This window comes from Bacillus cereus, assembly GCF_007678085.1.
Classification (GTDB): domain Bacteria; phylum Bacillota; class Bacilli; order Bacillales; family Bacillaceae_G; genus Bacillus_A; species Bacillus_A cereus_BE.
The window spans coordinates 496,296-521,154 of record NZ_VEDW01000004.1 but is presented as its reverse complement, the minus strand read 5'-3'; the positions used below and the strand labels follow the sequence as shown (position 1 = coordinate 521,154).

Here is a 24,859-nt window from a genome sequence, read left to right as displayed (position 1 = left end):
ATTTATGCTTTTAATTTCATTACAGTATCAGCGTCTGGTGTTACATATACGGTTTGCTGATTGTCGTACGTAACAAAACCAAGTTTTGCACCACTCGGTTTTTTGACATGACGTATTTTGGTGAAATCTACAGGAACAGAACTAGAATCTTTTGCTTTACTAAAATAGGCGGCGATTTTAGCAGCTTCTAACACAGTTTCTTCGATAGGTTCAAGAGAACGAATAACAACATGAGACCCAGGGATATCTTTCGTATGTAACCAAATTTCATCACGACGGGCAAACTTCGTTGTTAAATAATCATTTTGTTTATTGTTTTTACCAACGAAAATCTCTGTACCATCACTTGCTAAATATTTATCTAATACAGGTTTGGTAGGCTTTTTCTTTGCGTTTTTCGTTTTACGATTGCGCATATAACCTTCTTCAGCTAATTCCTCACGAATTTCTTCAATATCTTTTGAAGAAGCAGCTTCCATTTGTTGAAGTAAGCTATCAAAATAAAGAATTTCTTCATTTGTTTTTTCGATTTGTTCTTCTACAACAACTACTGAATTTTTCGCTTTTTGGTACTTTTGGAAATAGCGTTGCGCATTGTCCGATGGTGTTTTTAAAGGGTCTAATGTAATTTTTACAGTTCCGCCATTTTCGTCGTAATAGTTAACGACTTCAATATCTTTATCACCTTTTTTCAAAGCGTACATATTGGCTGTAAGTAGTTCTCCAAATAATTGATATTTATCTGCCTTTCCGGCATCTTGTAATGTTTTTTCTAGTTTAATGAGTTTTTTCTCATTTTTATTTTTTTCGTTTTGCATAAAGCGCTCTAAATCATAAGCTTGTTGTTTTACACGGTCGCGCTCTGCTTTTCCGAAAAAGAAACGGTCTAGCAATTCACTAACAGATGAGAATGTCTTGTCTTCTCCTTGCAAGTGTGCAAGAGGGAAAAGATAAAAGAATTCTTTCCCATTTGAAGTAGTCATCGTTGGTGAATATGTATGAGTTAGTAATGGTTTTTGTATGGAAAAAAATGCGTCAGCTAATGCTTTTTCATTTACCATACCTGCTTTTTTCACTACTTCTTTTGCGAATAACGGTGATATTCCTGTAAAGGTGCCGACAAGCTGTTTATCCATGTTTCCAGATAGAAAGTCTAGCGGTCTAATAAATTCATCATTTGTTTCAATCTGAAGTGGGTTAATTTTATGTTGTGCTGGTGGTGCAATATATTCTGCTCCAGCATATACAGTTCGATGTCGGTTCACTGCTAAAGAAACGTGTTTTAAGCTATCTAAAATATTGTTTGTTTTTGTGTCTACTAAAATGATGTTACTATGTCGTCCCATTATTTCAATTACTAATGTTTTTAGCGATTCGTCACCAATTTCATTTCTGCTGCGAACTGTAATTTGAATAATGCGTTCTAAATCAATTTGTTCAATTTTTTCAATGAATCCACCTTCTAAATGCTTACGAAGAAGCATACAAAACATTGGCGGAAGTGCAGGTGAATCGTAATTTTGATTTGTTAAGTGTAAACGTGCATATGTCGGATGAGCGGAAAGAATTAGTTTTTGATTTTTTCCGTTTGCTCGAATATGTAATAAAATCTCGTATTTTGAAGGTTGATATATTTTGGAAATTCTTCCTGTGTAAAGAGAATTTGCAATTTCATGTGTAATTGCTCTTGTAAATAATCCATCGAATGCCATAAATGAACACTCCTTTCTAACTAAAAGTTAATTATAGCATTTTTTTGGACGAGGCTGAATAAGCTTTCAATAGAGTATGTCTGGAATTAGGAGGTCGATAGCGGGATGAACTGGTATGGAATGCGCGCACATGAAGTGGAAGAAAGAACGAATACGAATGTGAAGGTTGGACTTACAGAGAAAGAAGTAGAAGGGCGAATAAAAAAATTTGGTACAAATGAATTAGATGAAGCCAAGAGGCCTTCTGCACTGATGGTATTTTTGGCGCAATTTAAAGATTTTATGGTACTTGTTTTATTTGGTGCAACGATAGTTTCGGCTTTTTTAGGTGAATACATTGATTCTATTGCGATTGTTGCAATTGTTATTATCAATGGTATTCTTGGCTTTTTTCAAGAAAGAAAGGCTGAAAAGTCACTGGAAGCTTTAAAAGAGCTAGCCGCCCCGCAAGTTACTGTACTGCGGAATGGAAAGTGGGTAAAGGCACCATCTAAAGCACTCGTTTTAGGTGATGTTATTAAATTTTCTAGTGGTGATCGTATTGGGGCGGATGTACGTCTTGTTGAGGCATCGAGCTTATATATTGAAGAATCAGCTTTGACAGGAGAGTCAGTGCCGGTGCAGAAGAAGGTAGAAGCTCTGCAAGGGCAAGATGTTTCAATTGGTGATCAAAAAAATATGGCGTTTATGGGTACGATGATTACACGAGGAGCTGGAACAGGGGTCGTTGTAGCAACTGGTATGAATACAGCGATGGGCCAAATTGCAAATATGTTACAAAATGCAGAGCAAATGGAAACACCACTGCAAAGAAGATTGGAGCAACTCGGAAAAATATTAATTATTGTGGCTCTTATTTTGACAGCTCTTGTCGTATTAGCCGGTGTGTATCAAGGAAATGAAGTATATCATATGTTTTTAGCAGGCGTGTCTCTAGCTGTTGCTGCTATTCCTGAAGGATTACCAGCAATCGTTACAGTAGCTTTATCGCTTGGTGTACAGCGTATGATTAAAAAGAGAGCAATTGTAAGGAAGTTACCAGCGGTAGAAACGTTAGGATGTGCTTCCGTTATATGTTCTGATAAAACAGGAACGATGACGCAAAACAAAATGATGGTAACACATATGTGGTCAGGTGGAGAATTATGGAAAGTGACTGGTCAAGGATATGAACCTAATGGCTCTTTTTTGAAAGGTGAAAAAGAATTCGATCCAGCTAAAACAAAAGCACTGTATCAACTACTCACATTCGGTTCACTATGTAATAACGCAAATATTATTCAAAAGAAAAAGGCGTATGTATTAGATGGAGATCCAACTGAGGGCGCACTTGTAGCTGCAGCAATGAAAGCGGGGATAACGCGTGAGGCACTGAAAGGGAAATTTGAAATTATTCGTGAGTTTCCATTCGATTCAACTCGAAAAATGATGAGTGTTATCGTGCGAGATAGAGAGGGGAAAAAGTTTCTTGTTACGAAGGGAGCACCAGACGTCCTCCTGCAAATGAGTCAAACGATTTTATGGGGGGATAAGCAACAACCATTAAGTGAGTTATATAGAAAAGAAGTACAGGCGGCTATTCATAGCTTAGGTAGTCAAGCACTTCGAACAATTGCAGTTGCATTTAAGCCGTTAAAAGTAACAGATTCTATTGAACATGAAAGAGATGTTGAAAAAGATTTTATGTTGGTCGGGATACAGGGAATGATTGATCCGCCAAGACCAGAGGTAGAACAGGCGGTAAAAGAGTGCAGAGAAGCTGGTATTCGAACAGTGATGATTACAGGAGATCATAAAGTGACAGCAATGGCAATTGCGGAACAATTAGGGGTTTTACCACCTGATGGACGTGTTGTTGAAGGGGTAGAACTCGCGAATATGGATGTAGAGGAACTAGAAAGTGTTGTAGAAGATACGTATGTATTTGCTCGAGTATCACCTGAACATAAATTGAAAATTGTTAAAGCGTTGCAAAATAAAGGGCATATAGTAGCGATGACAGGTGATGGAGTAAACGATGCTCCGGCTATAAAAACAGCAGATATTGGGATAGCGATGGGAATTACAGGGACAGACGTTGCGAAAGAAGCTTCTTCTCTTGTTTTGCTAGATGATAATTTTGCTACGATTAAATCAGCAATTAAAGAAGGTAGAAATATATACGAGAATATACGTAAGTTTATTCGTTATTTATTAGCGTCGAACGTAGGAGAAATTTTAGTCATGTTATTTGCAATGTTACTTGCATTACCGCTGCCGATGGTTCCCATTCAAATTTTATGGGTGAACTTAGTTACTGACGGTTTACCGGCTATGGCATTAGGATTGGATAAGGCGGAAGGAGACGTGATGAAGAGAACGCCGCGTCATCCGAAAGAAGGGGTATTTGCTAGAGGGCTTGCATGGAAAATTATAAGTCGTGGCTTTCTAATTGGAGCAGTGACGTTAGTGGCGTTTATTATTGCATATAATCAACATCCAAATGAATTGAAATATGCACAAACTGTGGCGTTTGCGACGTTAGTACTTGCGCAACTTATTCATGTATTTGATTGCCGAAGTGAACATTCTATCTTCCATCGAAATCCGTTTGGGAACGTGTATTTAGTAGGAGCGGTTATTATTTCTTTACTGTTAATGTTAGTGGTTATATATTACCCTCCGCTACAACCGATCTTTAGTACAATGCCAATACAAGCGAGAGATTGGTTGTTAATTGGAGGTTTGTCATCAATTCCGACCTTCTTATTAGTAGGTTCTTTATTAACAGGGAAAAAGGGGAAGAAGGAAAAGCCAGTATTATATAAGAAGGGATTAAACTTGAAATAGTCAATGATATGAAAATGTGATATAATTTACAGAAGGTAGTAGAGCCTTGTCTCTATTACCTTTTTCATTGAGTTATTTCATGGCTTGGATGTGATAAAAATGATTTGTAGTATGACAGGATTTGGAAGATCGAAAGTAGAAAATGATACTTTTCAAATTACAGTAGAAATGAAATCGGTGAACCACCGTTTTCTAGAGATGAGTATTCGACTTCCGAAGCAAATGATGGTATTTGAAGACAAAATTCGTAAAATAATTGCAGAACAAGTTCGGCGTGGTCGCATTGAAGTGTCTATTAGTATAACGGGTGAAGGGCTTGTTGAAAGAAAATTAAGTGTGAATTGGTCGCTTCTTGAGCAGTACCAATCGATTATGGAAGATATAAAAGGAAAATTTCAATTACAAGATTCTATTACACTTCAGCAATTAATGGCAATGCCAGAAGTAACAGCGATTGAAGAAGTAGAAAATGTAAATGAACAATTTGAGAACAGTTTATATGAGGCTGTTCGCCAAGCTGCTCATATGTTAAAAACAATGAGAGATGGCGAAGGAGAACGATTACATAAAGATATAGCGTATCGTTTACAAGAGATTCACAATTGTGTAAATGCAATTATTCCGCATGCACCGATTGTTACACAAAAATATCGTGAACGATTAGAAAATCGCTTAAAAGAATTACATAATCAAGAGTTGGATGAACAAAGATTGCTAACAGAAGTAGCAATCTTTGCAGAGCGTTGTGATATTCACGAAGAGTTAGTTCGTTTGCAAAGTCATTTAGAGCAATTTCGTGAAACACTGGAGATTGAAGAGCCTGTTGGAAGGAAAATGGATTTCATCGTGCAAGAGATGCATAGAGAAATTAATACGATTGGTTCTAAGGCAAATGACTTAACAATTTCAAAATATGTTGTAGAAATGAAAAATAACCTTGAAAAAATTCGTGAACAAGTACAAAATATTGAGTAGCTTTCAAAAAATATATAAAGTTATACGTGGTGGAGAAATCGGATAGACTTACTAGGAGGCGCAAACTATGGCCATGCGGTTTTTAAATATTGGATACGGAAATATTGTATCTGCTCATCGAATTATTGCTATTGTAAGTCCGGAGTCAGCTCCTATTAAACGAACAGTACAGGAAGCACGCGAACATAATGCTTTGCTTGATGCTACGTATGGGAGAAAAACAAGGGCGGTTATTGTTATGGATGATGGGCATGTGGTATTAAGTCCAATTCAGCCAGAGACGATTGCACATCGTTTGAATAATAAAGAAGATTTAAGTGAGGAAGGGTAGGTTTTACATATTTATGAGAAGTAGAAGAGGATTGCTCATCGTTCTTTCAGGACCTTCTGGGGTTGGGAAAGGAACGGTTCGAAAAGAGCTGTTTAGTCATGAGGATACACGTTTTCAGTACTCCATTTCAGTAACGACACGTAAGCCGCGTGAAGGGGAAGTAGATGGTGTAGATTATTTCTTTAAAGAGAGAGAAGAATTTGAGGAAATGATTCGTAATGAAAAATTACTTGAGTGGGCTGAGTTCGTAGGTAATTATTACGGAACACCGATTGACTATGTTGAAAAAACATTACAAGAAGGAAAAGATGTATTCTTAGAAATTGAAGTGCAAGGAGCAATTCAAGTTAAGAAAGCTTTCCCAGAAGGTGTATTTATTTTCTTAGCACCTCCAAGTTTATCTGAACTAAAGAACCGAATTGTCGGTCGTGGTACAGAAACTGAAGATGTTATTGAAAATCGTTTAACGGTAGCGAAAGAAGAAATCGAAATGATGGACGCTTACGACTATGTTGTAGAAAACGATCAAGTTGAATTAGCTTGTGAAAGAATTAAAGCAATTGTGGTTGGTGAACATTGCCGCCGCGAAAGAGTAGCAAAATATTATAAAGAAATGACGGAGGGTCTATAATTATGTTAAATCCATCAATTGATTCATTATTAACAAAAATCGATTCTAAATATACACTTGTAACAGTAGCTGCAAAACGTGCGCGTGAAATGCAACTTGCGAACAATTGTGTTATTGAGCAACCTGTTTCTCATAAATGTGTAGGTAAATCATTAGAAGAAATCGATGCAGAAGTATTAAAATATGTACCAAGCGAAGACAAAATCATCGATTAAGACATTCCTTTCGACAAATTAAAACATAGACTTTATAATTTTCTATGTAACGGTAACAACCTATTTACAAGTAGGTTGTTATTTTTTTACGATAGGGAAGAAATATTGGTACTGACGAGCTGGGAATTCTGTTTCAGTATTATAAGTTTGAAAAAGAAAGAGGACGAGCCATATGCTAAAAGGGAAAAAGATACTTCTATGTGTAACAGGAGGCATTGCGGTCTTTAAAGCGGCTGCGTTAACTAGTAAATTGACACAAGCTGGTGCTATTGTAAAAGTAATGATGAGTGAGTCGGCAATGAAGTTTGTTACGCCTCTTACATTTCAAGCGCTTTCTCGCCATGACGTATATACAGATACATTCGATGAGAAAGAGTCAGCTGTTATTGCACATATCGATTTAGCAGATTGGGCAGATGTAGTACTTGTTGCACCTGCTACTGCCAATTGTATTGGGAAGTTAGCTGGCGGTATTGCAGACGATATGATTACAACTACTTTGTTAGCTACTACAGCCCCAGTGTGGATTGCACCTGCTATGAATGTGCATATGTATGAAAACAAAATTGTTCAAAAAAACATGATGACGTTAAAAACGTTAGGATATACATTTATTGAGCCTGGAGAAGGTTTTTTAGCGTGTGGTTATGTAGCGAAGGGAAGACTAGAAGAACCTGAAGCAATTATTGCACGGTTAGAAGAGGCTTTTTCAGAACAAAAACCATTGCAAGGAAAAAAAATATTAATAACTGCTGGACCAACTCGTGAAAAGATTGATCCAGTACGTTTTATGACCAATTTTTCTTCTGGGAAAATGGGATACGCAATTGCGGAAGTGGCAGCGAACTTAGGTGCTGATGTCATACTTGTTTCGGGACCGACAGCATTAAACCCGCCATTACATGTAAATACGGTACAAGTGGAATCTGCACAAGATATGTTAGAAGTAGTCCTGCAACATTATCAAAACGTAGATGTTGTCATTAAAACAGCAGCAGTTGCAGATTATCGTCCGAAATATGTTCATGATAATAAAATGAAAAAGAAAAATGGTGATGCTGTAATCGAACTTGAGAGAACAGTAGATATTTTAAAAACGTTAGGTGAGATGAAGGACAAACAGTTACTTATCGGTTTTGCGGCTGAAACGACAAACGTAGAGGAATACGCAACAAAAAAATTACGTGAGAAAAATGCGAATATGATTGTTGCGAATGACGTAAAGGCGCAAGGAGCTGGATTTGGTACCGATACGAACATTGTAACAATGTATAGAAAAGATGGAAAAGTTATAGAGTTGCCACTTTTAACGAAGAAAGAGGTTGCTCGTGAAATATTAAAGCAAATTGAAATGATGTTAGAAGATGATCGTCTATGAAATTTGCAAGTGTAATTGTTGATGTACCTGCACGTCAGACAGATCGACCATTTGATTATATTATCCCTAAAAAGTGGGAAGATATTGTCCAGACAGGCATGCGTGTAGTAGTTCCATTTGGCCCAAGGAAATTGCAAGGCTTTATTATTGGGATCAAAGATTCGGTTGAAGTAGAAAGTAAGAAGTTAAAGACAATCCATGAAATATTAGATGTAACACCGGTTTTAAACGAGGAATTATTAAAGCTTGGATATTGGCTTACGAGTGAAACGTTATGTTATATGATTTCAGCTTTTCAAGTTATGCTTCCAACGGCGATAAAAGCAACGTATAAAAAGCGTCTACAACTTCGTAAAGAAGAAGTAGCACCGGAACTACTGTTATTATTTCAGGACAAAGAAGCGATAGATTGGGAAGCTATTGAGGCGCAGCCACATCTATACCGCACGATTCAACAAGAAATTAAAAATGGCACGATTGAAGTTGTTTATCAGGTAAAAGATAAAGTGCAAAAGAAGAAACAAAGGGTTGTTCAACCAGAGTTACCAGAAGATAAATTGGAATTAGCAGCATTTGAACTGAAAAGTAAAAAACAACAAGATGTACTCTATTATTTTGTGGAAAATTATAAAAGTGTGCCGTTGAAAGTGATAACAGAAGAGTTGCAAATAACAGATGCACCGATTAAAGCACTTGTTAAAAAGGGGCTACTCTCAGAAAAGTATGTGGAAGTGTACCGAAATCCGTATGACGATGATGATTTTGAACAAACGAAACCATTCCCGCTTACGGAGGAACAAAATCAAGTTATTGCACCGATTTTATCATCAATTACAAATGAAACTTACAATCCATTTTTACTATATGGTGTTACAGGAAGCGGGAAAACAGAAGTATATTTACAATCTATAGCGGCGGTGCTCGAGAAAGGGAAAGAAGCTATTGTGCTTGTTCCTGAAATTGCACTAACGCCTCAAATGGTAGATCGTTTTAAAGGTAGATTTGGCTCGCAAGTTGCGGTTCTTCATAGTGCGCTGTCTGTTGGAGAAAAATATGATGAATGGCGTAAGATTTTAAGAAAAGAAGTGAAAGTTGTAGTTGGTGCACGTTCAGCTGTATTTGCTCCTTTTGAAAATTTAGGGATTATTATTATTGATGAGGAGCATGAATCGAGCTATAAGCAAGAAGATAATCCGAGGTATCATGCAAGGGATGTAGCTGTGTGGAGGGGACAATATCATAAATGTCCTATCGTTCTTGGTAGTGCGACACCGACACTTGAATCGTTTGCAAGAGCGAAAAAAGGTGTGTATGAATTACTAACGATGGAAAAACGTATGAACGAACAAGCTTTACCGACAGTAGAGATTGTTGATATGCGTGAGGAACTTCGTGATGGGAATCGTTCTATGTTTTCGAAGGCACTGCATGAAAAAATAGCAGATCGATTAGAAAAGAAAGAACAGATGGTACTCTTTTTAAATAGAAGGGGTCATTCTACATTTGTTATGTGCCGTGATTGCGGGTATGTTGTACAATGTCCGCATTGTGATATCTCGCTGACATATCATAAAATGAACCATCGTTTAAAATGTCATTATTGCAGTCACGAAGAGAATATGCCGACTGCGTGTCCTTCTTGTCAAAGTACATATATTCGTTTCTTTGGTACAGGGACACAAAAGGTAGAAGAAGAAATTACAAAACTATTTCCAGAGGCACGAGTCATTCGAATGGATGTAGATACGACAAGTCGAAAAGGAATGCATGAAAAATTATTAAAGGCATTCGGGGAAGAAAAAGCAGATATATTACTTGGAACACAAATGATTGCGAAAGGATTAGATTTTCCTAAAGTAACGCTTGTCGGGGTTTTAACGGCAGATACGATGCTTCACTTACCTGATTTTCGAGCGAGTGAAAAGACTTATCAGTTATTGACGCAAGTAAGTGGACGAGCAGGCAGACATGAATTACCAGGGGAAGTTATAATTCAAACGTATACGCCAGAACATTACAGTATAGAGTTAGCAAAGAACCAACAATATGATGTGTTTTTTGATCAAGAAATGCAAATGAGACGAACAAGACAATATCCACCTTATTACTATGTTGTACTTGTAACGGTATCTCATCCAGAATTATTAAAGGCAGTGCAAGTGACGGAAAAAATTGTCGGTCATTTACGGATGCACTGCACGCAGCAAACGATGGTGTTAGGACCGGTTGCTTCAGCAATTCCAAGGATAAAAGATAGATATCGTTATCAATGCATGATAAAATACAAACGGGAACCAAACTTAAAGAACGTGCTCAAAATGGTAAATGAACATTATCAAGCAGAAATGCAAAAAGAGCTACAAATCTCAATTGATTTTAATCCAACAATGTTAATGTAGCGGAGGGAAATATGGCAGTTTTAGAAATAGTAAAGCATCCAAATGAAGTGTTAGAAACACCATGTGAAAGAGTAATTAACTTTGATAAAAAGTTAGTGAAATTGTTGAAAGATATGCATGAAACAATGTTAATTGCGGACGGAGTCGGTTTAGCTGCGCCTCAAGTAGGTGTAAGCTTGCAAGTTGCGGTAGTTGATATCGATGATGATACGGGGAAAATCGAGTTAATCAATCCATCGATACTAGAAAAACGTGGTGAACAAGTAGGTCCCGAAGGCTGTCTAAGCTTCCCGGGACTTTATGGTGAAGTGGAACGTGCGGAGTATATTAAAGTACGTGCGCAAAATCGCCGAGGTAAAGTATTTTTACTAGAAGCAGAAGGATTTTTAGCGCGTGCAATTCAACATGAAATCGATCATTTACACGGTGTGTTATTTACATCGAAAGTGACAAGATATTATGAGGAAAACGAATTAGAATAGGTATTAAAAGGAGCGGTTTTTAAATGATAAAAGTAGTATTTATGGGAACACCGGACTTTTCAGTGCCGGTGCTTCGTCGTCTTATCGAAGATGGCTATGATGTAATTGGTGTAGTGACACAACCCGATCGTCCGGTAGGTAGAAAAAAAGTATTAACACCTACACCTGTTAAAGTTGAAGCAGAAAAACATGGTATTCCGGTGTTACAGCCGTTAAGAATTCGTGAAAAAGACGAATATGAAAAAGTATTGGCATTAGAGCCAGATTTAATTGTAACAGCTGCGTTCGGTCAGATTGTACCAAATGAAATTTTAGAAGCACCGAAGTATGGATGTATAAACGTCCACGCTTCTTTACTTCCTGAACTTCGTGGTGGTGCACCAATCCATTATGCAATTATGGAAGGTAAAGAAAAAACGGGTATTACAATTATGTATATGGTAGAGAAATTGGATGCTGGTGATATCTTAACGCAAGTAGAAGTGGAAATTGAAGAGCGTGAAACGACAGGCTCTTTATTCGATAAGTTAAGCGAAGCAGGGGCGCACCTTCTATCTAAAACAGTACCTTTATTAATTCAAGGTAAGTTAGAACCAATTAAACAAAACGAAGAAGAAGTGACGTTTGCATATAATATAAAACGTGAGCAAGAGAAAATTGATTGGACAAAAACAGGTGAAGAAGTATACAATCACATTCGCGGATTGAATCCATGGCCAGTCGCTTATACAACTTTAGCAGGACAAGTTGTTAAAGTATGGTGGGGAGAAAAAGTACCCGTAACGAAATCAGCTGAAGCAGGTACGATTGTTGCGATCGAAGAAGATGGTTTTGTTGTAGCAACTGGTAATGAAACAGGTGTTAAAGTTACTGAATTACAACCTTCTGGTAAAAAGCGTATGAGTTGTTCTCAATTTTTACGTGGCACAAAACCTGAAATTGGAACGAAGTTAGGAGAAAATGCATGAGAAAAAATGTTCGTGAATTAGCTCTTGATGGTTTAATTCAAGTAGAAAAAAGTGGTGCATACAGTAACTTACTTTTAAATAATCTAATTGAAAAAAATGCAATTGATAGAAAAGATATTGGTTTATTAACTGAAATTGTATATGGAACGATTCAACGTCGTGACACATTAGATTATTATTTACAGCCTTTTTTAAAAAAGAAAGTTGAGGCGTGGGTAAGAGTATTGCTTCGCTTATCTTTATATCAAATGATTTATTTAGACCGAGTGCCAGAAAGAGCGGCCATTCACGAAGCAGTCGAGATTGCAAAGCGTCGCGGGCATAAAGGGATTGCTGGTATGGTAAACGGTGTATTACGTTCGATTCAGAGAGAAGGGATACCTTCTTTAGATGAAATCAAGGATCCAGTAGAGCGTTTGGCAATCACAACAAGTCATCCAATGTGGCTTGTTCAAGACTGGGCTTCTGAATATGGTTTAGAGACAGCAGAGAAAATGTGTGAAGTGAACATGTTACCACCTGTACCAACAGCGCGTGTAAATGTTGACAAAATAACAGTAGAAGAAGCAATTGAATTGTTGGCTAGTGAAGGGATAGAAGCAAAGCGCGGCGATTTATCAGAGGATGCAATTCAAATTGAAAGAGGGAATGTAGCGCATACAGATGCGTTCAAAAAAGGTTTTCTTTCTATTCAAGATGAAAGCTCTATGCTTGTAGCACGTGCTTTAGAACCGAATGAGGGAGATCTAGTTCTTGATAGTTGTGCTGCTCCGGGCGGAAAAACAACGCACATTGCAGAGCGATTAAAAGGAACTGGTCAAGTGATGTCTCTTGATTTGCATGCACACAAAGTACGTTTAATTAAACAACAAGCAGAGCGACTTGGTCTAGAAAATGTCGAAACAAAAGCACTAGATGCTAGAAAAGTGCAAGAACAATTTGCGAATGAAACGTTTGATAAAATATTAGTAGATGCACCATGTTCTGGATTTGGTGTAATTAGACGCAAACCCGATATTAAGTTAGGTAAAGATAAAGGCGATAGTGAAAGATTATCGACGATTCAATTTGCAATACTAGAAAAAATAGCACCGTTATTAAAACAAGGTGGTCGCCTTGTTTATAGTACGTGCACAATTGAGAAAATAGAAAATGAACAAGTAATACAACGTTTTTTACAAGAGCATCCTGAATTTGAGTGGGATACTACGATAAAAGAGCGTATGCCAGAAAAACTAAATCCGTATATTGATGAAGGTCAAGTACAAATTTTACCGCATTATTTTGCAACAGATGGCTTTTATATTGCTTGTTTAAGGAAGAAGGTGTAGCATCGTGGAAACGACTGTGAGAAAACAAAAGAAAAATTTAGAAACGAAAAAACCATCAATTTACTCTTTACAACTTCATGAAATGCAAGAGTGGTTAAAGGAACAAGGAGAACCAAAATTCCGTGCTGGACAAATTTTTGACTGGCTATATAAAAAACGTGTAAAAAATTATGAGGATATGTCAAACCTTTCTAAAGGATTGCGTGATAAATTGTCGAATTCCTTTGATATTACTACTTTAAACACGTTAGTAAAACAAACGTCTTCAGATGGAACAATTAAATTCTTATTCCAGTTATACGATGGATACTCTATTGAAACGGTATTAATGCGACATGAATATGGAAATTCCATTTGTGTAACAACGCAAGTTGGTTGTCGAATTGGCTGTACGTTCTGTGCTTCGACACTTGGTGGTTTAAAACGAAACCTAGAAGCTGGAGAAATTGTAGCGCAAGTAGTAGAAGTTCAGCGTGCGCTTGATGAATCAGAAGAGCGTGTAAGTTCTCTTGTTGTTATGGGAATCGGGGAACCATTTGATAACTACGATAATTTAATGGGATTCTTACGCATCATTAACCATGAAAAAGGCCTTCATATTGGTGCGAGACATATGACAGTTTCAACGAGTGGGATTATCCCGAAAATTTATAAGTTCGCTGAAGAAGATCTACAAATTAATTTTGCGATTTCATTGCATGCTCCGAACTCAGAATTACGTTCAAAATTAATGCCGATTAACCGTGCGTATAAGCTGCCTGATTTAATGGAAGCTATTAAATACTATGTAAATAGAACAGGGCGTCGTATTACTTTTGAATATGGATTATTTGGAGGAGAAAATGACCAAGTTGAGCACGCTGAAGAGCTTGCTGCGCTCTTAAAAGGTGTAAAATGTCATGTGAACTTAATTCCGGTAAACTACGTACCTGAACGTGATTATGTACGTACACCACGTGAACAAATTTTCTTATTTGAAAAAACGTTAAAAGATCGTGGAGTGAATGTAACAATTCGCCGTGAACAAGGTCATGATATTGATGCAGCCTGCGGTCAGTTGCGTGCGAAGGAGCGTAAAGAAGAGACGAGGTGACGAGATGAAAGCCGTGTTTCTATCAGATAAAGGAAAAGTTCGTCAACATAATGAAGATAGTGCAGGAGTTTTTCACAATTTAGATGGAAATATTTTAGCGGTAGTAGCAGATGGAATGGGAGGTCATCGAGCTGGTGATGTAGCTAGCTCGATGACCATTCAATTATTCCATGATTATTGGAAGCAAACGCATAATATGAATGAGCCGAAAAAAGTAGAAGAGTGGTTACATACTAGTGTTGGGATTATTAATGAGCGTATATATGAGTACTCTAAGCAACATGTAGAATGTAATGGCATGGGAACAACACTTATAATAGCGATTTGTACGCAAAACTTTGTGACAATAGGTCATATAGGAGATAGTCGTTGTTATATGGTATCAGAGGGGAAAATCTCGCTTGTAACGGAAGATCACTCACTTGTAAATGAACTTGTGAGACATGGTGAAATTTCAAAAGAAGACGCAGAATATCACCCAAAAAAGAATGTTTTGTTAAGGGCATTAGGAACAGAAGAAAAAGTCGGATTAGATGTTAAAACATTGGTGCTTGAGGAAGATGATCAGTTACTTCTTTGCTCTGATGGATTATCTAACAAAGTTTCTATTGATGATATGCAACAAATTTTACAGTTAAATGAACAGCTTGAAACTAAGGGACAACGTCTCATTCAATTGGCGAATGATCGCGGTGGGGAAGATAATATCACCCTTGTTCTTATTGATTATGCGGGTTCGACAAACGAAAGTAGGTGAAGTGCAACGTGCTGATTGGAAAACGCTTAAATGACCGTTATAAGCTGCTGAAAATGATTGGTGGTGGTGGAATGGCCAATGTGTATTTAGCTCATGATGATATACTTGGCCGAGATGTAGCGGTAAAAATATTAAGACTCGACTATTCAAATAACGAAGAGTTTATTAAACGTTTCCATCGAGAAGCGCAGTCTGTTACAACGTTGTCGCATCCAAATATTGTGAATATGTATGATGTCGGAGAAGAAGATGGTATATATTATCTTGTAATGGAGTATGTACCAGGACAAACATTGAAGCAATACATAATTGAGCGAGGGATGTTACCTATAGGAGAAGCTCTTGATATTATGGAGCAGTTAACCTCCGCCATGGCACACGCCCATCATTTTGAAATTGTGCACCGTGATATTAAACCGCACAATATTTTAATTCGAGCAGATGGAGTAATAAAAGTAACAGATTTTGGAATTGCGACAGCTACAAGTGCAACAACAATTACACATACAAATTCGGTACTCGGTTCGGTACATTACTTATCACCAGAACAAGCACGCGGCGGGATAGCAAATAAACAATCGGATATTTATTCCCTAGGGATTGTTATGTTTGAGTTGTTAACAGGAAGACAACCGTTTTCTGGCGAATCTGCTGTTGCTATAGCTTTAAAACATTTACAAAGTGAAATTCCGTCTCCAAAAAGATGGAATGAAAATATTCCGCAAAGTGTCGAAAATATTATATTAAAGGCGACTGCGAAAGATCCGTTTCACCGATATCAATCTGCCAATGCGATGAAACGAGATATTGAAACGGCTCTATATCCAGAGAGGATAAATGAGCAACCATTTTACATACCAGAAGATATGGAAGCGACAAAAGCGATTCCCATTATTCAACAAGAACAATTATTCGAAAGTGTGACTGATGAAACAATTGTTTTAAAAGGAAGTAAAGTGGATGAACAGACAAGAAAAGAAGAAACCAAATTAAATAAGAAGAAAAAACGAAGTAATAAATGGCTCAAAGTTTTAATTACGACATTTTTACTTTTAGCAATTGGAATAACGTTAGCGCTTACTGTTGTTCCGGGATTCTTTATTCCAAAAGATGTAAAGGTCCCTGATGTAGCTGGTATGAAGTATACGACAGCGGTAAATAAATTAGTTGAAAAGGGTTTTGAGGTTACGGAACCTAATATTGTATATACAGATGATGTTGAAGCCGGTGATGTGATAAAAACAGACCCAGTGGCAGGAAGAGTCGTGAAAGAAGACTCTAAAATTACTATCTATCAATCAGGTGGAAAAAAGAAAAGTAAGATGAGTGATCTCACAGGAAAAGATTTTGAGAGTATAAGGGATGAATTAGAAGAAAAATATAAGCAAGTTACAATAAATTATATTGAAAATGATAGACCCAAAGGTGAAATCGTAGAACAAATTCCGACGCCGGATCAAATGGTAGTAGAGGCGGAACAAGAACTGAAAATTTGGGTAAGTAAAGGTCCTTATCAAATTAGACCAGGTGATTTTTCAGGATGGACTGAAAATAGTGTAAATGGTTATTTGAATGAGAGGAAACTAACTCCAGATATAAAACGAGAGTATTCCGATACTGTTGATAAAGGGCTTGTAGTTTCGCAATCTCCAAAACCAGGAACGCCGTTAAAAGAAGGAGATAAAGTGACGATTATCATCTCAGAGGGTCCTAAGCCGAAAGTAACAAAAACAGTGAAAGTGGATAATATTTCCATTCCGTATGAGTCTTCTATAATAGGTGAGAAAAAACCGCAAACAATAGAGATTTATAAAGAAGACATGCAACAAAAAATGGATAGACCAATTGAAACTAGAACAATTTCAGAGTCGGCAACTATTTCTTTAGAATTTGTAATTCAAGAAGGTACAAAAGGACACTATAAAATTGTACGAGATGGTGTAACCATTATCGACAAAGAAGTACCATACCCAACTCAATAATAGTGAATTCCGTTTTCTTTCTAGAGAGGGTGGAATGTATTACTCTTGCCTGTTATGCTGTCTACATATAGTGGACTGTATAACAGGCAAAAATATATGATTCAAAAAGCTATAAAAGTGATACTGTTATAAATAATATGTTGAATTTGATGGTAGATTAAATATATTAACTTGTGTATATGACGGGTTTTGAAATAAGTATTTAAAAGGTTCTAATCCATTCAATATGAATTACAGCTTCACTTTATACAAAATAAAGGAGAATTATATGCCAGAAGGAAAAATTGTAAAAGCTCTAAGTGGGTTTTATTATGTGCAGCATGAAGAAGGGATTACACAATGTCGCGGGCGTGGTGTGTTTAGAAAAAATAAAATTACACCACTGGTAGGAGACCAAGTTGTTTTTCAAGCAGATAATCCAAGTGAAGGATATGTGCTTGAAGTATTTGATCGAAAAAATGAACTTGTTAGGCCTCCTATTGCTAATGTTGATCAAGCAATTCTTGTTTTCTCTGCAGTAGAACCAGATTTTAATCCGGGACTGTTAGATCGATTTTTAGTGCTGATTGAATATCATAACATTAAGCCAATTATTTGCATTAGTAAGATGGATTTAGTGGATGAAAAAATGAGAGAGACTGTTGAAACTTATGCAAATGACTATCGTGAGATGGGATATGATGTAGTATTTACTTCTATAAATACATCGGAAAGTATTGATATTTTAAAACCATTCTTAGAAGGCTGTGTTTCTGTCGTTGCAGGGCAATCTGGTGTTGGAAAATCTTCTATGCTTAACGTTTTACGTCCAGATTTAGAACTGAAAACGAATAATATTTCCTCACATTTAGGGCGCGGGAAACATACGACAAGACACGTGGAATTAATTGCGATTGGAAGCGGACTAGTTGCAGATACACCTGGTTTTAGTTCACTTGATTTCATAGACATAGAGGTAGAAGATCTTACATATTGTTTTCCAGAGTTGAAAGAAGCGAGCCAATACTGTAAATTTAGAGGGTGTACACATCTTTCTGAACCGAAATGTGCCGTGAAGGCTGCGGTTGAAGAAGGGAAAATTACGGAATATCGTTATAAGAATTACAAACAATTCGTAGAAGAAATTAGAGAGAGAAAGCCGAGGTATTAGTTATGATTAAAATTGCACCATCGATCTTATCAGCAGATTTTTCAAAATTAGGGGAAGAGATTAAAGATGTAGAAAAAGGCGGAGCGGATTACATTCACGTCGATGTAATGGATGGACATTTCGTGCCAAATATTACGATTGGACCATTAATTGTAGAAGCAATCCGTCCGATTACATCTTTACCATTAGATGTACATTTAATGATTGAAAATCCTGATAACTATATCCCGACTTTCGCAAAAGCGGGAGCGGATATTATTACTGTTCATGTAGAGGCGTGCCCTCATCTGCATCGTACAATTCAGTTAATTAAATCTCATGGCATTAAAGCGGGAGTTGTATTAAATCCGCATACGCCAGTTTCAACGATTGAGCATGTATTAGAAGATATAGATATGGTATTACTTATGACAGTAAACCCTGGATTTGGTGGACAGAAATTTATCCATTCTGTATTGCCGAAAATTAAACAAGTTGCAGAAATGGTTAAAGAGCGCAATTTAGAAGTAGAAATTGAAGTTGATGGTGGTGTAAACGCTGAAACAGCAAGACTTTGTGTGGAAGCAGGAGCAAATGTACTTGTAGCTGGATCAGCAGTGTACAATCAAAAAGACCGCGGTGAAGCAATTCGTGTCATTCGTGGATAATGAATGAACGAGTCTTTATCCCAGTGAATCTTCTAGTGTAGTAAGTTTTCACTTATTTATAAAGGATAGAGAAAAAATATGTAAAAAGGCAATCTACCGAATGGCAGATTGCCTTTTTACGATAGAAGGGGAAGGAAACATGATTATTCATATTTTAGCGGGCGGGCCTGCGGAATATTGCGCAGATTTTTCTCGATATGAAAATGAGAAAGTAGTGTGGGCGGCAGTTGATAGAGGAGTATATCGTTTATTAAAAAGAGGAATTACTCCAGCTGTTGCGTTTGGAGATTACGATTCGGTTACTGAAGAGGAATTAGTATGGATGGGGCAGCAAACAAATGACTTACATATTGTTCCTCGTGAAAAAGATCAAACAGATTTAGAAATTGCGATTAACTGGGCGTTAGAACAAAATCCGACATTGATTCGTATTTTTGGTGCTACAGGCGGAAGGTTGGATCATGGTTTAGCAAATATACAAATGCTTTTAAAAGGGTTAGAAGTCGGAATAGAAATGTGTATTGTAGACAATAAAAATGAAATAAGCGTGAAAAAAGTAGGTACACATATAATTGAAGAAAATAAAAATTTCCCTTATGTATCTTTTGTACCGGTTACTGAAATAGTGGAAGGGATTACATTACTTGGTTTTAAGTATCCCCTAGCTAATAAAACAATAGAATGGGGATCAACACTTTGTATTAGTAATGAACTCATTGAGGAAAAAGGTACTTTTTCATTTACTTCTGGCATATTAATGGTGATAAGAAGCACTGATTAAAGAAACAATTTTGCTCCTTACATCATATAGTGAACAAGTGGAGTAATGGGGATTAGGAGGGAAACCATGAGATTTTATACAATTAAGTTACCTAAATTTCTTGGTGGAATTGTTCGTGCCATGTTAAATACCTTCAAAAAAGATTAAAAAAAGCACCTATTACCGGTGCTTTTTCCATTTTAATAGTAAAAAAAGAGCCTAGCGGCTCTTTTTTTTATTATTAAACACGTTCGATTTTGCCAGATTTTAATGCTCTAGCAGAAACGTAAACACGTTGAACTTTTCCGTCGATGCGTACGCGAACTTTTTGAAGGTTAGCGCCCCACTTACGTTTTGTAGCGTTCATTGCGTGAGAACGAGAGTTACCAGAACGAGCTTTTCTTCCAGTAATAGCACAAACACGAGCCATTTATATTTCCCTCCCTTGATACCTTACCATACGTAATTTTTCAATGTTAGTCTTTTTTGCGATGCTAAAAACACTACTATAATTTAACACAACTAAATAGAGAATGCAACACTGTAGAAAAAAGAAATCAAGAAAAATTACTTGACACTATATGTCAATGAAGAAAAGCTGAAATCAAGAAAAATTGCTTGACATATTATAGTGGTACATGTTGTATAATAACAATGGACTATTTTGCTCATCATAAAAAATGTGATTTAAAACATAAAATATGAGAGTGAAAAGAAAGAACGATGGAATTTTCTTTAAAAAGATTATATGATAGTAACTAAAGTAGTCTAACTCACTTTCACCATTTATGAAGGGGGAAAACGAGATGTCAATTGAAATTAAAACGAAGTACGGTCAAATTGATATTAGTACAGATGTAATTGCAACAATTGCTGGAGGTGCCGCGGTAGATTGCTACGGTATCGTAGGTATGGCATCAAAAAATCAGTTAAAAGATGGATTAACAGACATTTTACGAAAAGAAAACTTCACTAGAGGTGTTATCGTTCGTAAAGATGAAGATGAAGTACATATTGATATGTATATTATTGTGAGCTATGGTACGAAAATTTCAGAAGTAGCACATAACGTGCAGACGAAAGTGAAATATACATTAGATCAAACTGTAGGACTAGCAGTAGATTCTGTAAACATCTACGTACAAGGAGTTAAAGTAATAAACTTGTAATGTGCATTAAGGAGGAAAATCTGTGTCAATTCAAAAAATTGATGGAAAACGTTTATCACAAATGATCATGCAAGGAGCGAATAATTTAACAAATAATGTTCAGCTTGTTGATGCATTAAACGTATTTCCAGTTCCAGATGGCGATACCGGTACAAACATGAACTTATCTATGACTTCAGGCGCACGTGAAGTGAAAGCAAATCCTTCACAGCATGCTGGTAAAGTCGGCGTAAGTTTAGCCAAAGGATTATTAATGGGAGCTCGTGGTAACTCTGGAGTTATTTTATCTCAGTTGTTCCGTGGTTTCTCCAAATCCATTGAACAAAAAGAAGAATTAACAACAGTTGATTTTGCTGCAGCTTTAGAAGCTGGAGTAGAGGCGGCTTACAAAGCGGTTATGAAACCGATTGAAGGAACGATTTTAACGGTTGCAAGGGAAACGGGTAAATATGCAGTAACAGTTGCGAAAAAACAGCGCGACTTTGTTTTGTTTATGGAAGACGTTGTGAAAGAAGCAAATGCATCGTTAAATCGTACGCCAGATTTATTACCTGTATTAAAACAAGTTGGCGTTGTAGATAGCGGTGGTAAAGGTCTTGTAGTAGTATACGAAGGGTTTTTAGCTGACTTAAAAGGAGAAACGATTTCTTCTGATGCACCTGCGCAACCATCTATGAATGAAATGGTACGCGCAGAACATCACCGTAGTGTACAAAGCCAATTGAGTACAGAAGATATTAAGTATGGATATTGTACGGAGTTCATGGTGAAATTAGAGGCTGAAAAAGTGAAAGAACATAATTTCTCTGAACAAAAATTCCGTGAAGATATTAGTGTGTATGGTGATTCTCTATTAGTTGTATCTGATGATGAAATTGTAAAAGTTCATATCCATGCAGAGCATCCTGGAGACGCTATGAACTACGGACAACGTTACGGTAGTTTAATCAAGATTAAAGTAGAGAATATGCGTGAACAGCATACTGCTTTATTAGATGAGCCTACTATGATGCCTGAGCCAACTAGCCAGTCTAAAGAGAAACAACCGTACGGTATCGTAACTGTAGCTATGGGATCTGGTATCAAAACTTTATTTGAGAGCATTGGCGCGACAAAAGTTATCGAAGGTGGCCAAACGATGAATCCAAGTACGGAGGATATTGTGAAGGCGATTGAAGAAGCGAACGCTGAAAAAATCATTATTTTACCGAACAACGGGAATATCGTGATGGCAGCAGAACAAGCAGCGTCAGTTGTTGATCAAGAAGTGATTGTAGTTCGTTCAAAAACAGTTCCTCAAGGTATGGCTGCAATGTTAGCATTTAATCCAGTTGGAACGTTAGAAGAAAATGAAGAAAACATGAAAGAAGCTTTATCTCATGTGAAAACCGGTCAAATTACGTATGCTGTACGTGATACGGAAATTGATGGTGTAGCAATTCAAAAAGATGATTTCATGTGTATCGCGGATGGAAAAATCGTATCAACAAATGCTGAAAAAGTAGGAGCTGCGAAGCAATTACTAGAAGCACTTATTGATGAAGATTCTGAAATCGTAACGATTCTACAAGGTGAAGATGCAACTGACGAAGAAGTAGCTGAGTTAGTTGAATTTGTAGAAGCGAATTTTGAAGATGCAGAAGTAGAAGTGCATGCTGGAAACCAACCAGTGTATTCGTTCATCTTCTCTGTAGAATAAGAAAAAATTCGTTTTAGAAATAAATGGATTACGCACTTGCTAATGGATAAGAAGTAGTAATATGAAGTTCATTACTAGTTTTTATTCAAAAGGCTAGCATATTGAAGATGAAAAAGAGCCTTGCTGCTAATAGTGAGGCTCTTTTCTTTCGTGTTGCTTATAAGGGATTTGAGTAGTTTCTCTTAGAATGCCTATGATAGAATATATAGGGTGAAAGAGAGCGATTACAGATGTCAATAGTATGAATGAATAGAATGAATCAAAAATAATGTGACGGAGCGTGAGAATCTTGAATGAAGTTGTACAAGTTCCTGTTACGGATGTAAAGGGAATCGGAGGAGAAACATCTGAATTACTACACGAGATGGGAATTTATACAGTTTCTCATCTATTAGAACATTTTCCGTACCGTTATGAAGATTATGCGATGAAAGATCTTGCTGAAGTAAAGCATGATGAACGGGTAACAGTTGAGGGAAAAGTTCATAGTGCTCCTTTACTGCAATATTATGGGAAGAAGAAGTCGCGTCTTACGGTTCGTGTCCTCGTTGGTCGTTATTTAATTACAGCTGTATGTTTTAATAGGCCGTACTATAAGCAGAAGTTAAATTTAGATGAAACGGTAACGATTACTGGTAAATGGGATCAGCACCGTCAAACGATTGCGGTATCAGAGCTTCATTTTGGACCAGTTGTACGTCAACAAGAAGTAGAGCCTGTATACTCAGTGAAAGGGAAACTTACAGTAAAACAGATGCGCCGTTTTATTGCCCAAGCGTTCAAGGAGTATGGAGAATCTATAGTTGAAGTGTTGCCTGATGGATTGCTAAGTCGATATAAATTATTGCCGCGTTATGAAGCGCTTCGTGCTTTGCATTTTCCAGCAGGGCAGGAAGATTTAAAACAAGCACGTCGCCGTTTTGTGTATGAGGAGTTTTTCTTATTTCAGCTGAAAATGCAAACATTACGGAAAATGGAGAGGGAAAATTCGAAAGGGACGAAGAAAGAAATTCCTTCAGCAGAATTGCAAGAGTTTATCGATGCACTTCCGTTTCCGTTAACTGGCGCGCAACGCCGGGTTGTAGATGAAATTATGAAAGATATGACATCTCCTTATCGGATGAATCGTCTGTTACAAGGTGATGTAGGTTCTGGGAAAACAGTCGTTGCAGCGATTGGCCTTTATGCAGCGAAATTAGCACATTATCAAGGTGCTTTAATGGTTCCTACAGAAATTTTAGCAGAGCAACATTATCAATCGCTTGCAGAGACATTCTCACACTTTGGTATGAAGGTTGAATTGTTAACAAGTTCTGTTAAAGGTGTAAGGCGTCGAGAGATTTTGGCGAAATTAGAACAAGGGGAAATAGATATCCTTGTCGGAACACATGCTTTAATTCAAGATGAAGTTATCTTTCATAGGTTAGGTCTCGTTATTACTGATGAACAACATCGATTTGGTGTAGCACAGCGACGAGTTTTAAGGGAGAAAGGTGAAAGTCCAGACGTATTATTTATGACAGCGACCCCAATTCCGCGTACGTTAGCAATTACTGCATTTGGAGAGATGGATGTTTCTATAATCGATGAGATGCCGGCTGGTAGAAAGGTAATTGAAACATACTGGGCAAAACATGATATGTTAGATCGAGTTCTCGGTTTTGTGGAGAAGGAGATAAAAAAAGGAAGACAAGCATATGTAATTTGTCCCCTTATTGAAGAATCTGAGAAACTTGATGTACAAAATGCGATCGACTTACATAGTATGCTGACTCATCATTATCAAGGGAAATGTCAAGTCGGATTAATGCATGGAAGATTATCATCTCAAGAAAAAGAAGAGATAATGGGACAATTTAGTGAAAATAAAGTGCAAATTCTTGTGTCGACAACGGTTGTTGAAGTAGGTGTGAACGTACCGAATGCGACTGTAATGGTTATTTATGATGCAGAGCGTTTCGGTTTATCGCAGCTCCATCAGCTCAGGGGGCGTGTTGGGCGTGGTAGTGAACAATCATATTGTTTATTAATCGCGGATCCAAAATCGGAAACGGGAAAAGAGCGAATGCGTATTATGACCGAAACGAATGATGGATTTGTATTGTCAGAAAAAGATTTAGAGTTAAGAGGTCCTGGAGATTTCTTTGGAAGTAAGCAAAGTGGTTTACCAGAATTTAAGGTTGCTGATATGGTACATGATTATCGAGCGTTAGAAACAGCTAGACAAGATGCGGCGTTACTAGTAGATTCAGAAGCGTTTTGGCATAATGATCAATATGCATCACTGCGTACGTATCTTGACGGGACAGGTGTGTTCCAGGGAGAGAAGCTCGATTAAAGGGAGGCAACAA

22 protein-coding genes are annotated in these 24,859 nt (G+C 37.1%); 20 read left to right on the top strand and 2 right to left on the bottom strand.

Going from position 1 to position 24,859, the window contains the following annotated elements:
- Window positions 1-2: 2 nt before the first annotated feature.
- The gene (locus FS742_RS19755; protein ID WP_144614568.1) at window positions 3-1,712 is read right to left on the bottom strand and encodes an Rqc2 family fibronectin-binding protein; all 1,710 of its coding nucleotides are present in this window, start codon (window positions 1,710-1,712) and stop codon (window positions 3-5) included.
- A 105-nt stretch (window positions 1,713-1,817) separates the two neighbouring features.
- Here FS742_RS19755 and FS742_RS19750 point away from each other — a divergent pair, with 105 nt between their 5' ends.
- The 17 genes from FS742_RS19750 to spoVM all read left to right on the top strand — a co-directional run bounded on the left by FS742_RS19750 (window position 1,818) and on the right by spoVM (window position 19,808).
- Window positions 1,818-4,541, top strand: a complete 2,724-nt coding sequence (locus FS742_RS19750) for a calcium-translocating P-type ATPase, SERCA-type (RefSeq protein ID WP_144614566.1) — start codon at window positions 1,818-1,820, stop codon at window positions 4,539-4,541.
- Between the two features lie 99 nt (window positions 4,542-4,640).
- Entirely contained in the window at window positions 4,641-5,516 is an 876-nt protein-coding gene (locus FS742_RS19745; protein ID WP_144614565.1) for a YicC/YloC family endoribonuclease, read from the top strand.
- Between the two features lie 67 nt (window positions 5,517-5,583).
- A complete protein-coding gene (remA, locus tag FS742_RS19740) occupies window positions 5,584-5,847 on the top strand; it encodes an extracellular matrix/biofilm regulator RemA (RefSeq protein ID WP_001251456.1) in 264 nt (87 codons plus the stop codon).
- Between the two features lie 13 nt (window positions 5,848-5,860).
- Window positions 5,861-6,478 (top strand): guanylate kinase, encoded by a 618-nt coding sequence (gmk, locus tag FS742_RS19735; protein ID WP_001257740.1) that lies wholly within the window; start codon window positions 5,861-5,863, stop codon window positions 6,476-6,478.
- A gap of 2 nt (window positions 6,479-6,480) precedes the next feature.
- On the top strand, window positions 6,481-6,693 hold the full coding sequence (gene rpoZ, locus FS742_RS19730) for a DNA-directed RNA polymerase subunit omega (protein ID WP_000933968.1): 213 nt from the start codon (window positions 6,481-6,483) through the stop codon (window positions 6,691-6,693).
- A 172-nt stretch (window positions 6,694-6,865) separates the two neighbouring features.
- Entirely contained in the window at window positions 6,866-8,071 is a 1,206-nt protein-coding gene (gene coaBC, locus FS742_RS19725; protein WP_144614563.1) for a bifunctional phosphopantothenoylcysteine decarboxylase/phosphopantothenate--cysteine ligase CoaBC, read from the top strand.
- Window positions 8,068-10,470, top strand: coding sequence for a primosomal protein N' (gene priA, locus FS742_RS19720; RefSeq protein ID WP_144614561.1), 2,403 nt, complete (start codon window positions 8,068-8,070; stop codon window positions 10,468-10,470). The genes coaBC and priA overlap by 4 nt, the downstream gene beginning before the upstream one ends.
- An 11-nt stretch (window positions 10,471-10,481) precedes the next feature.
- On the top strand, window positions 10,482-10,952 hold the full coding sequence (def, locus tag FS742_RS19715; protein WP_076539735.1) for a peptide deformylase: 471 nt from the start codon (window positions 10,482-10,484) through the stop codon (window positions 10,950-10,952).
- Window positions 10,953-10,975: 23 nt separating this feature from the next.
- Window positions 10,976-11,920 (top strand): methionyl-tRNA formyltransferase, encoded by a 945-nt coding sequence (gene fmt, locus FS742_RS19710; RefSeq protein WP_000598791.1) that lies wholly within the window; start codon window positions 10,976-10,978, stop codon window positions 11,918-11,920.
- Window positions 11,917-13,251, top strand: a complete 1,335-nt coding sequence (rsmB, locus tag FS742_RS19705; RefSeq protein WP_144614559.1) for a 16S rRNA (cytosine(967)-C(5))-methyltransferase RsmB — start codon at window positions 11,917-11,919, stop codon at window positions 13,249-13,251. The genes fmt and rsmB overlap by 4 nt, the downstream gene beginning before the upstream one ends.
- 4 nt (window positions 13,252-13,255) lie before the next feature.
- Window positions 13,256-14,344: a dual-specificity RNA methyltransferase RlmN gene (gene rlmN / locus FS742_RS19700; RefSeq protein WP_048530542.1), complete on the top strand. Its 1,089-nt coding sequence runs from the start codon at window positions 13,256-13,258 to the stop codon at window positions 14,342-14,344.
- Window positions 14,345-14,348: 4 nt separating this feature from the next.
- A complete protein-coding gene (locus FS742_RS19695) occupies window positions 14,349-15,101 on the top strand; it encodes a Stp1/IreP family PP2C-type Ser/Thr phosphatase (RefSeq protein ID WP_144614557.1) in 753 nt (250 codons plus the stop codon).
- Window positions 15,102-15,109: 8 nt separating this feature from the next.
- Entirely contained in the window at window positions 15,110-17,083 is a 1,974-nt protein-coding gene (gene prkC, locus FS742_RS19690; RefSeq protein WP_144614555.1) for a serine/threonine protein kinase PrkC, read from the top strand.
- Between the two features lie 268 nt (window positions 17,084-17,351).
- The gene (gene rsgA, locus FS742_RS19685) at window positions 17,352-18,233 is read left to right on the top strand and encodes a ribosome small subunit-dependent GTPase A (protein WP_144614553.1); all 882 of its coding nucleotides are present in this window, start codon (window positions 17,352-17,354) and stop codon (window positions 18,231-18,233) included.
- Window positions 18,234-18,235: 2 nt separating this feature from the next.
- A complete protein-coding gene (gene rpe, locus FS742_RS19680; RefSeq protein WP_061678216.1) occupies window positions 18,236-18,880 on the top strand; it encodes a ribulose-phosphate 3-epimerase in 645 nt (214 codons plus the stop codon).
- A 100-nt stretch (window positions 18,881-18,980) separates the two neighbouring features.
- Window positions 18,981-19,661, top strand: a complete 681-nt coding sequence (locus FS742_RS19675; protein WP_144614552.1) for a thiamine diphosphokinase — start codon at window positions 18,981-18,983, stop codon at window positions 19,659-19,661.
- A gap of 66 nt (window positions 19,662-19,727) precedes the next feature.
- Window positions 19,728-19,808, top strand: a complete 81-nt coding sequence (gene spoVM, locus FS742_RS19670) for a stage V sporulation protein SpoVM (protein WP_001213599.1) — start codon at window positions 19,728-19,730, stop codon at window positions 19,806-19,808.
- 73 nt (window positions 19,809-19,881) lie between these two features.
- Here spoVM and rpmB read toward each other — a convergent pair whose 3' ends face one another.
- Complete coding sequence (gene rpmB / locus FS742_RS19665; RefSeq protein WP_000124776.1) at window positions 19,882-20,070, bottom strand: 50S ribosomal protein L28; 189 nt, start codon at window positions 20,068-20,070, stop codon at window positions 19,882-19,884.
- Window positions 20,071-20,446: 376 nt separating this feature from the next.
- On the opposite strand from rpmB, the gene FS742_RS19660 reads away from it, so the two are divergent.
- The 3 genes from FS742_RS19660 (at window position 20,447) to recG (ending at window position 24,846) form a co-directional block, all read left to right on the top strand.
- On the top strand, window positions 20,447-20,809 hold the full coding sequence (locus FS742_RS19660; protein ID WP_000021109.1) for an Asp23/Gls24 family envelope stress response protein: 363 nt from the start codon (window positions 20,447-20,449) through the stop codon (window positions 20,807-20,809).
- 22 nt (window positions 20,810-20,831) lie between these two features.
- Window positions 20,832-22,508, top strand: a complete 1,677-nt coding sequence (locus FS742_RS19655) for a DAK2 domain-containing protein (protein WP_144614550.1) — start codon at window positions 20,832-20,834, stop codon at window positions 22,506-22,508.
- A 289-nt stretch (window positions 22,509-22,797) separates the two neighbouring features.
- The gene (recG, locus tag FS742_RS19650) at window positions 22,798-24,846 is read left to right on the top strand and encodes an ATP-dependent DNA helicase RecG (RefSeq protein WP_076539719.1); all 2,049 of its coding nucleotides are present in this window, start codon (window positions 22,798-22,800) and stop codon (window positions 24,844-24,846) included.
- Window positions 24,847-24,859: the final 13 nt, after the last annotated feature.

Excerpts from the sequence above, each read along its gene's own strand:
- priA (WP_144614561.1), top strand. The coding sequence starts at position 8,068 with ATGAAATTTGCAAGTGTAATTGTTGATGTACCTGCACGTCAGACAGAT.
- FS742_RS19675 (WP_144614552.1), top strand. The coding sequence starts at position 18,981 with ATGGCAGATTGCCTTTTTACGATAGAAGGGGAAGGAAACATGATTATT.
- spoVM (WP_001213599.1), top strand. The coding sequence starts at position 19,728 with ATGAGATTTTATACAATTAAGTTACCTAAATTTCTTGGTGGAATTGTT.
- FS742_RS19755 (WP_144614568.1), bottom strand. The coding sequence starts at position 1,712 with ATGGCATTCGATGGATTATTTACAAGAGCAATTACACATGAAATTGCA.
- rpmB (WP_000124776.1), bottom strand. The coding sequence starts at position 20,070 with ATGGCTCGTGTTTGTGCTATTACTGGAAGAAAAGCTCGTTCTGGTAAC.
- rpoZ (WP_000933968.1), top strand. The coding sequence starts at position 6,481 with ATGTTAAATCCATCAATTGATTCATTATTAACAAAAATCGATTCTAAA.
- FS742_RS19750 (WP_144614566.1), top strand. The coding sequence starts at position 1,818 with ATGAACTGGTATGGAATGCGCGCACATGAAGTGGAAGAAAGAACGAAT.
- rsmB (WP_144614559.1), top strand. The coding sequence starts at position 11,917 with ATGAGAAAAAATGTTCGTGAATTAGCTCTTGATGGTTTAATTCAAGTA.
- rpe (WP_061678216.1), top strand. The coding sequence starts at position 18,236 with ATGATTAAAATTGCACCATCGATCTTATCAGCAGATTTTTCAAAATTA.
- gmk (WP_001257740.1), top strand. The coding sequence starts at position 5,861 with ATGAGAAGTAGAAGAGGATTGCTCATCGTTCTTTCAGGACCTTCTGGG.
- fmt (WP_000598791.1), top strand. The coding sequence starts at position 10,976 with ATGATAAAAGTAGTATTTATGGGAACACCGGACTTTTCAGTGCCGGTG.
- FS742_RS19745 (WP_144614565.1), top strand. The coding sequence starts at position 4,641 with ATGATTTGTAGTATGACAGGATTTGGAAGATCGAAAGTAGAAAATGAT.
- coaBC (WP_144614563.1), top strand. The coding sequence starts at position 6,866 with ATGCTAAAAGGGAAAAAGATACTTCTATGTGTAACAGGAGGCATTGCG.
- rsgA (WP_144614553.1), top strand. The coding sequence starts at position 17,352 with ATGCCAGAAGGAAAAATTGTAAAAGCTCTAAGTGGGTTTTATTATGTG.
- FS742_RS19660 (WP_000021109.1), top strand. The coding sequence starts at position 20,447 with ATGTCAATTGAAATTAAAACGAAGTACGGTCAAATTGATATTAGTACA.
- def (WP_076539735.1), top strand. The coding sequence starts at position 10,482 with ATGGCAGTTTTAGAAATAGTAAAGCATCCAAATGAAGTGTTAGAAACA.
- FS742_RS19695 (WP_144614557.1), top strand. The coding sequence starts at position 14,349 with ATGAAAGCCGTGTTTCTATCAGATAAAGGAAAAGTTCGTCAACATAAT.
- remA (WP_001251456.1), top strand. The coding sequence starts at position 5,584 with ATGGCCATGCGGTTTTTAAATATTGGATACGGAAATATTGTATCTGCT.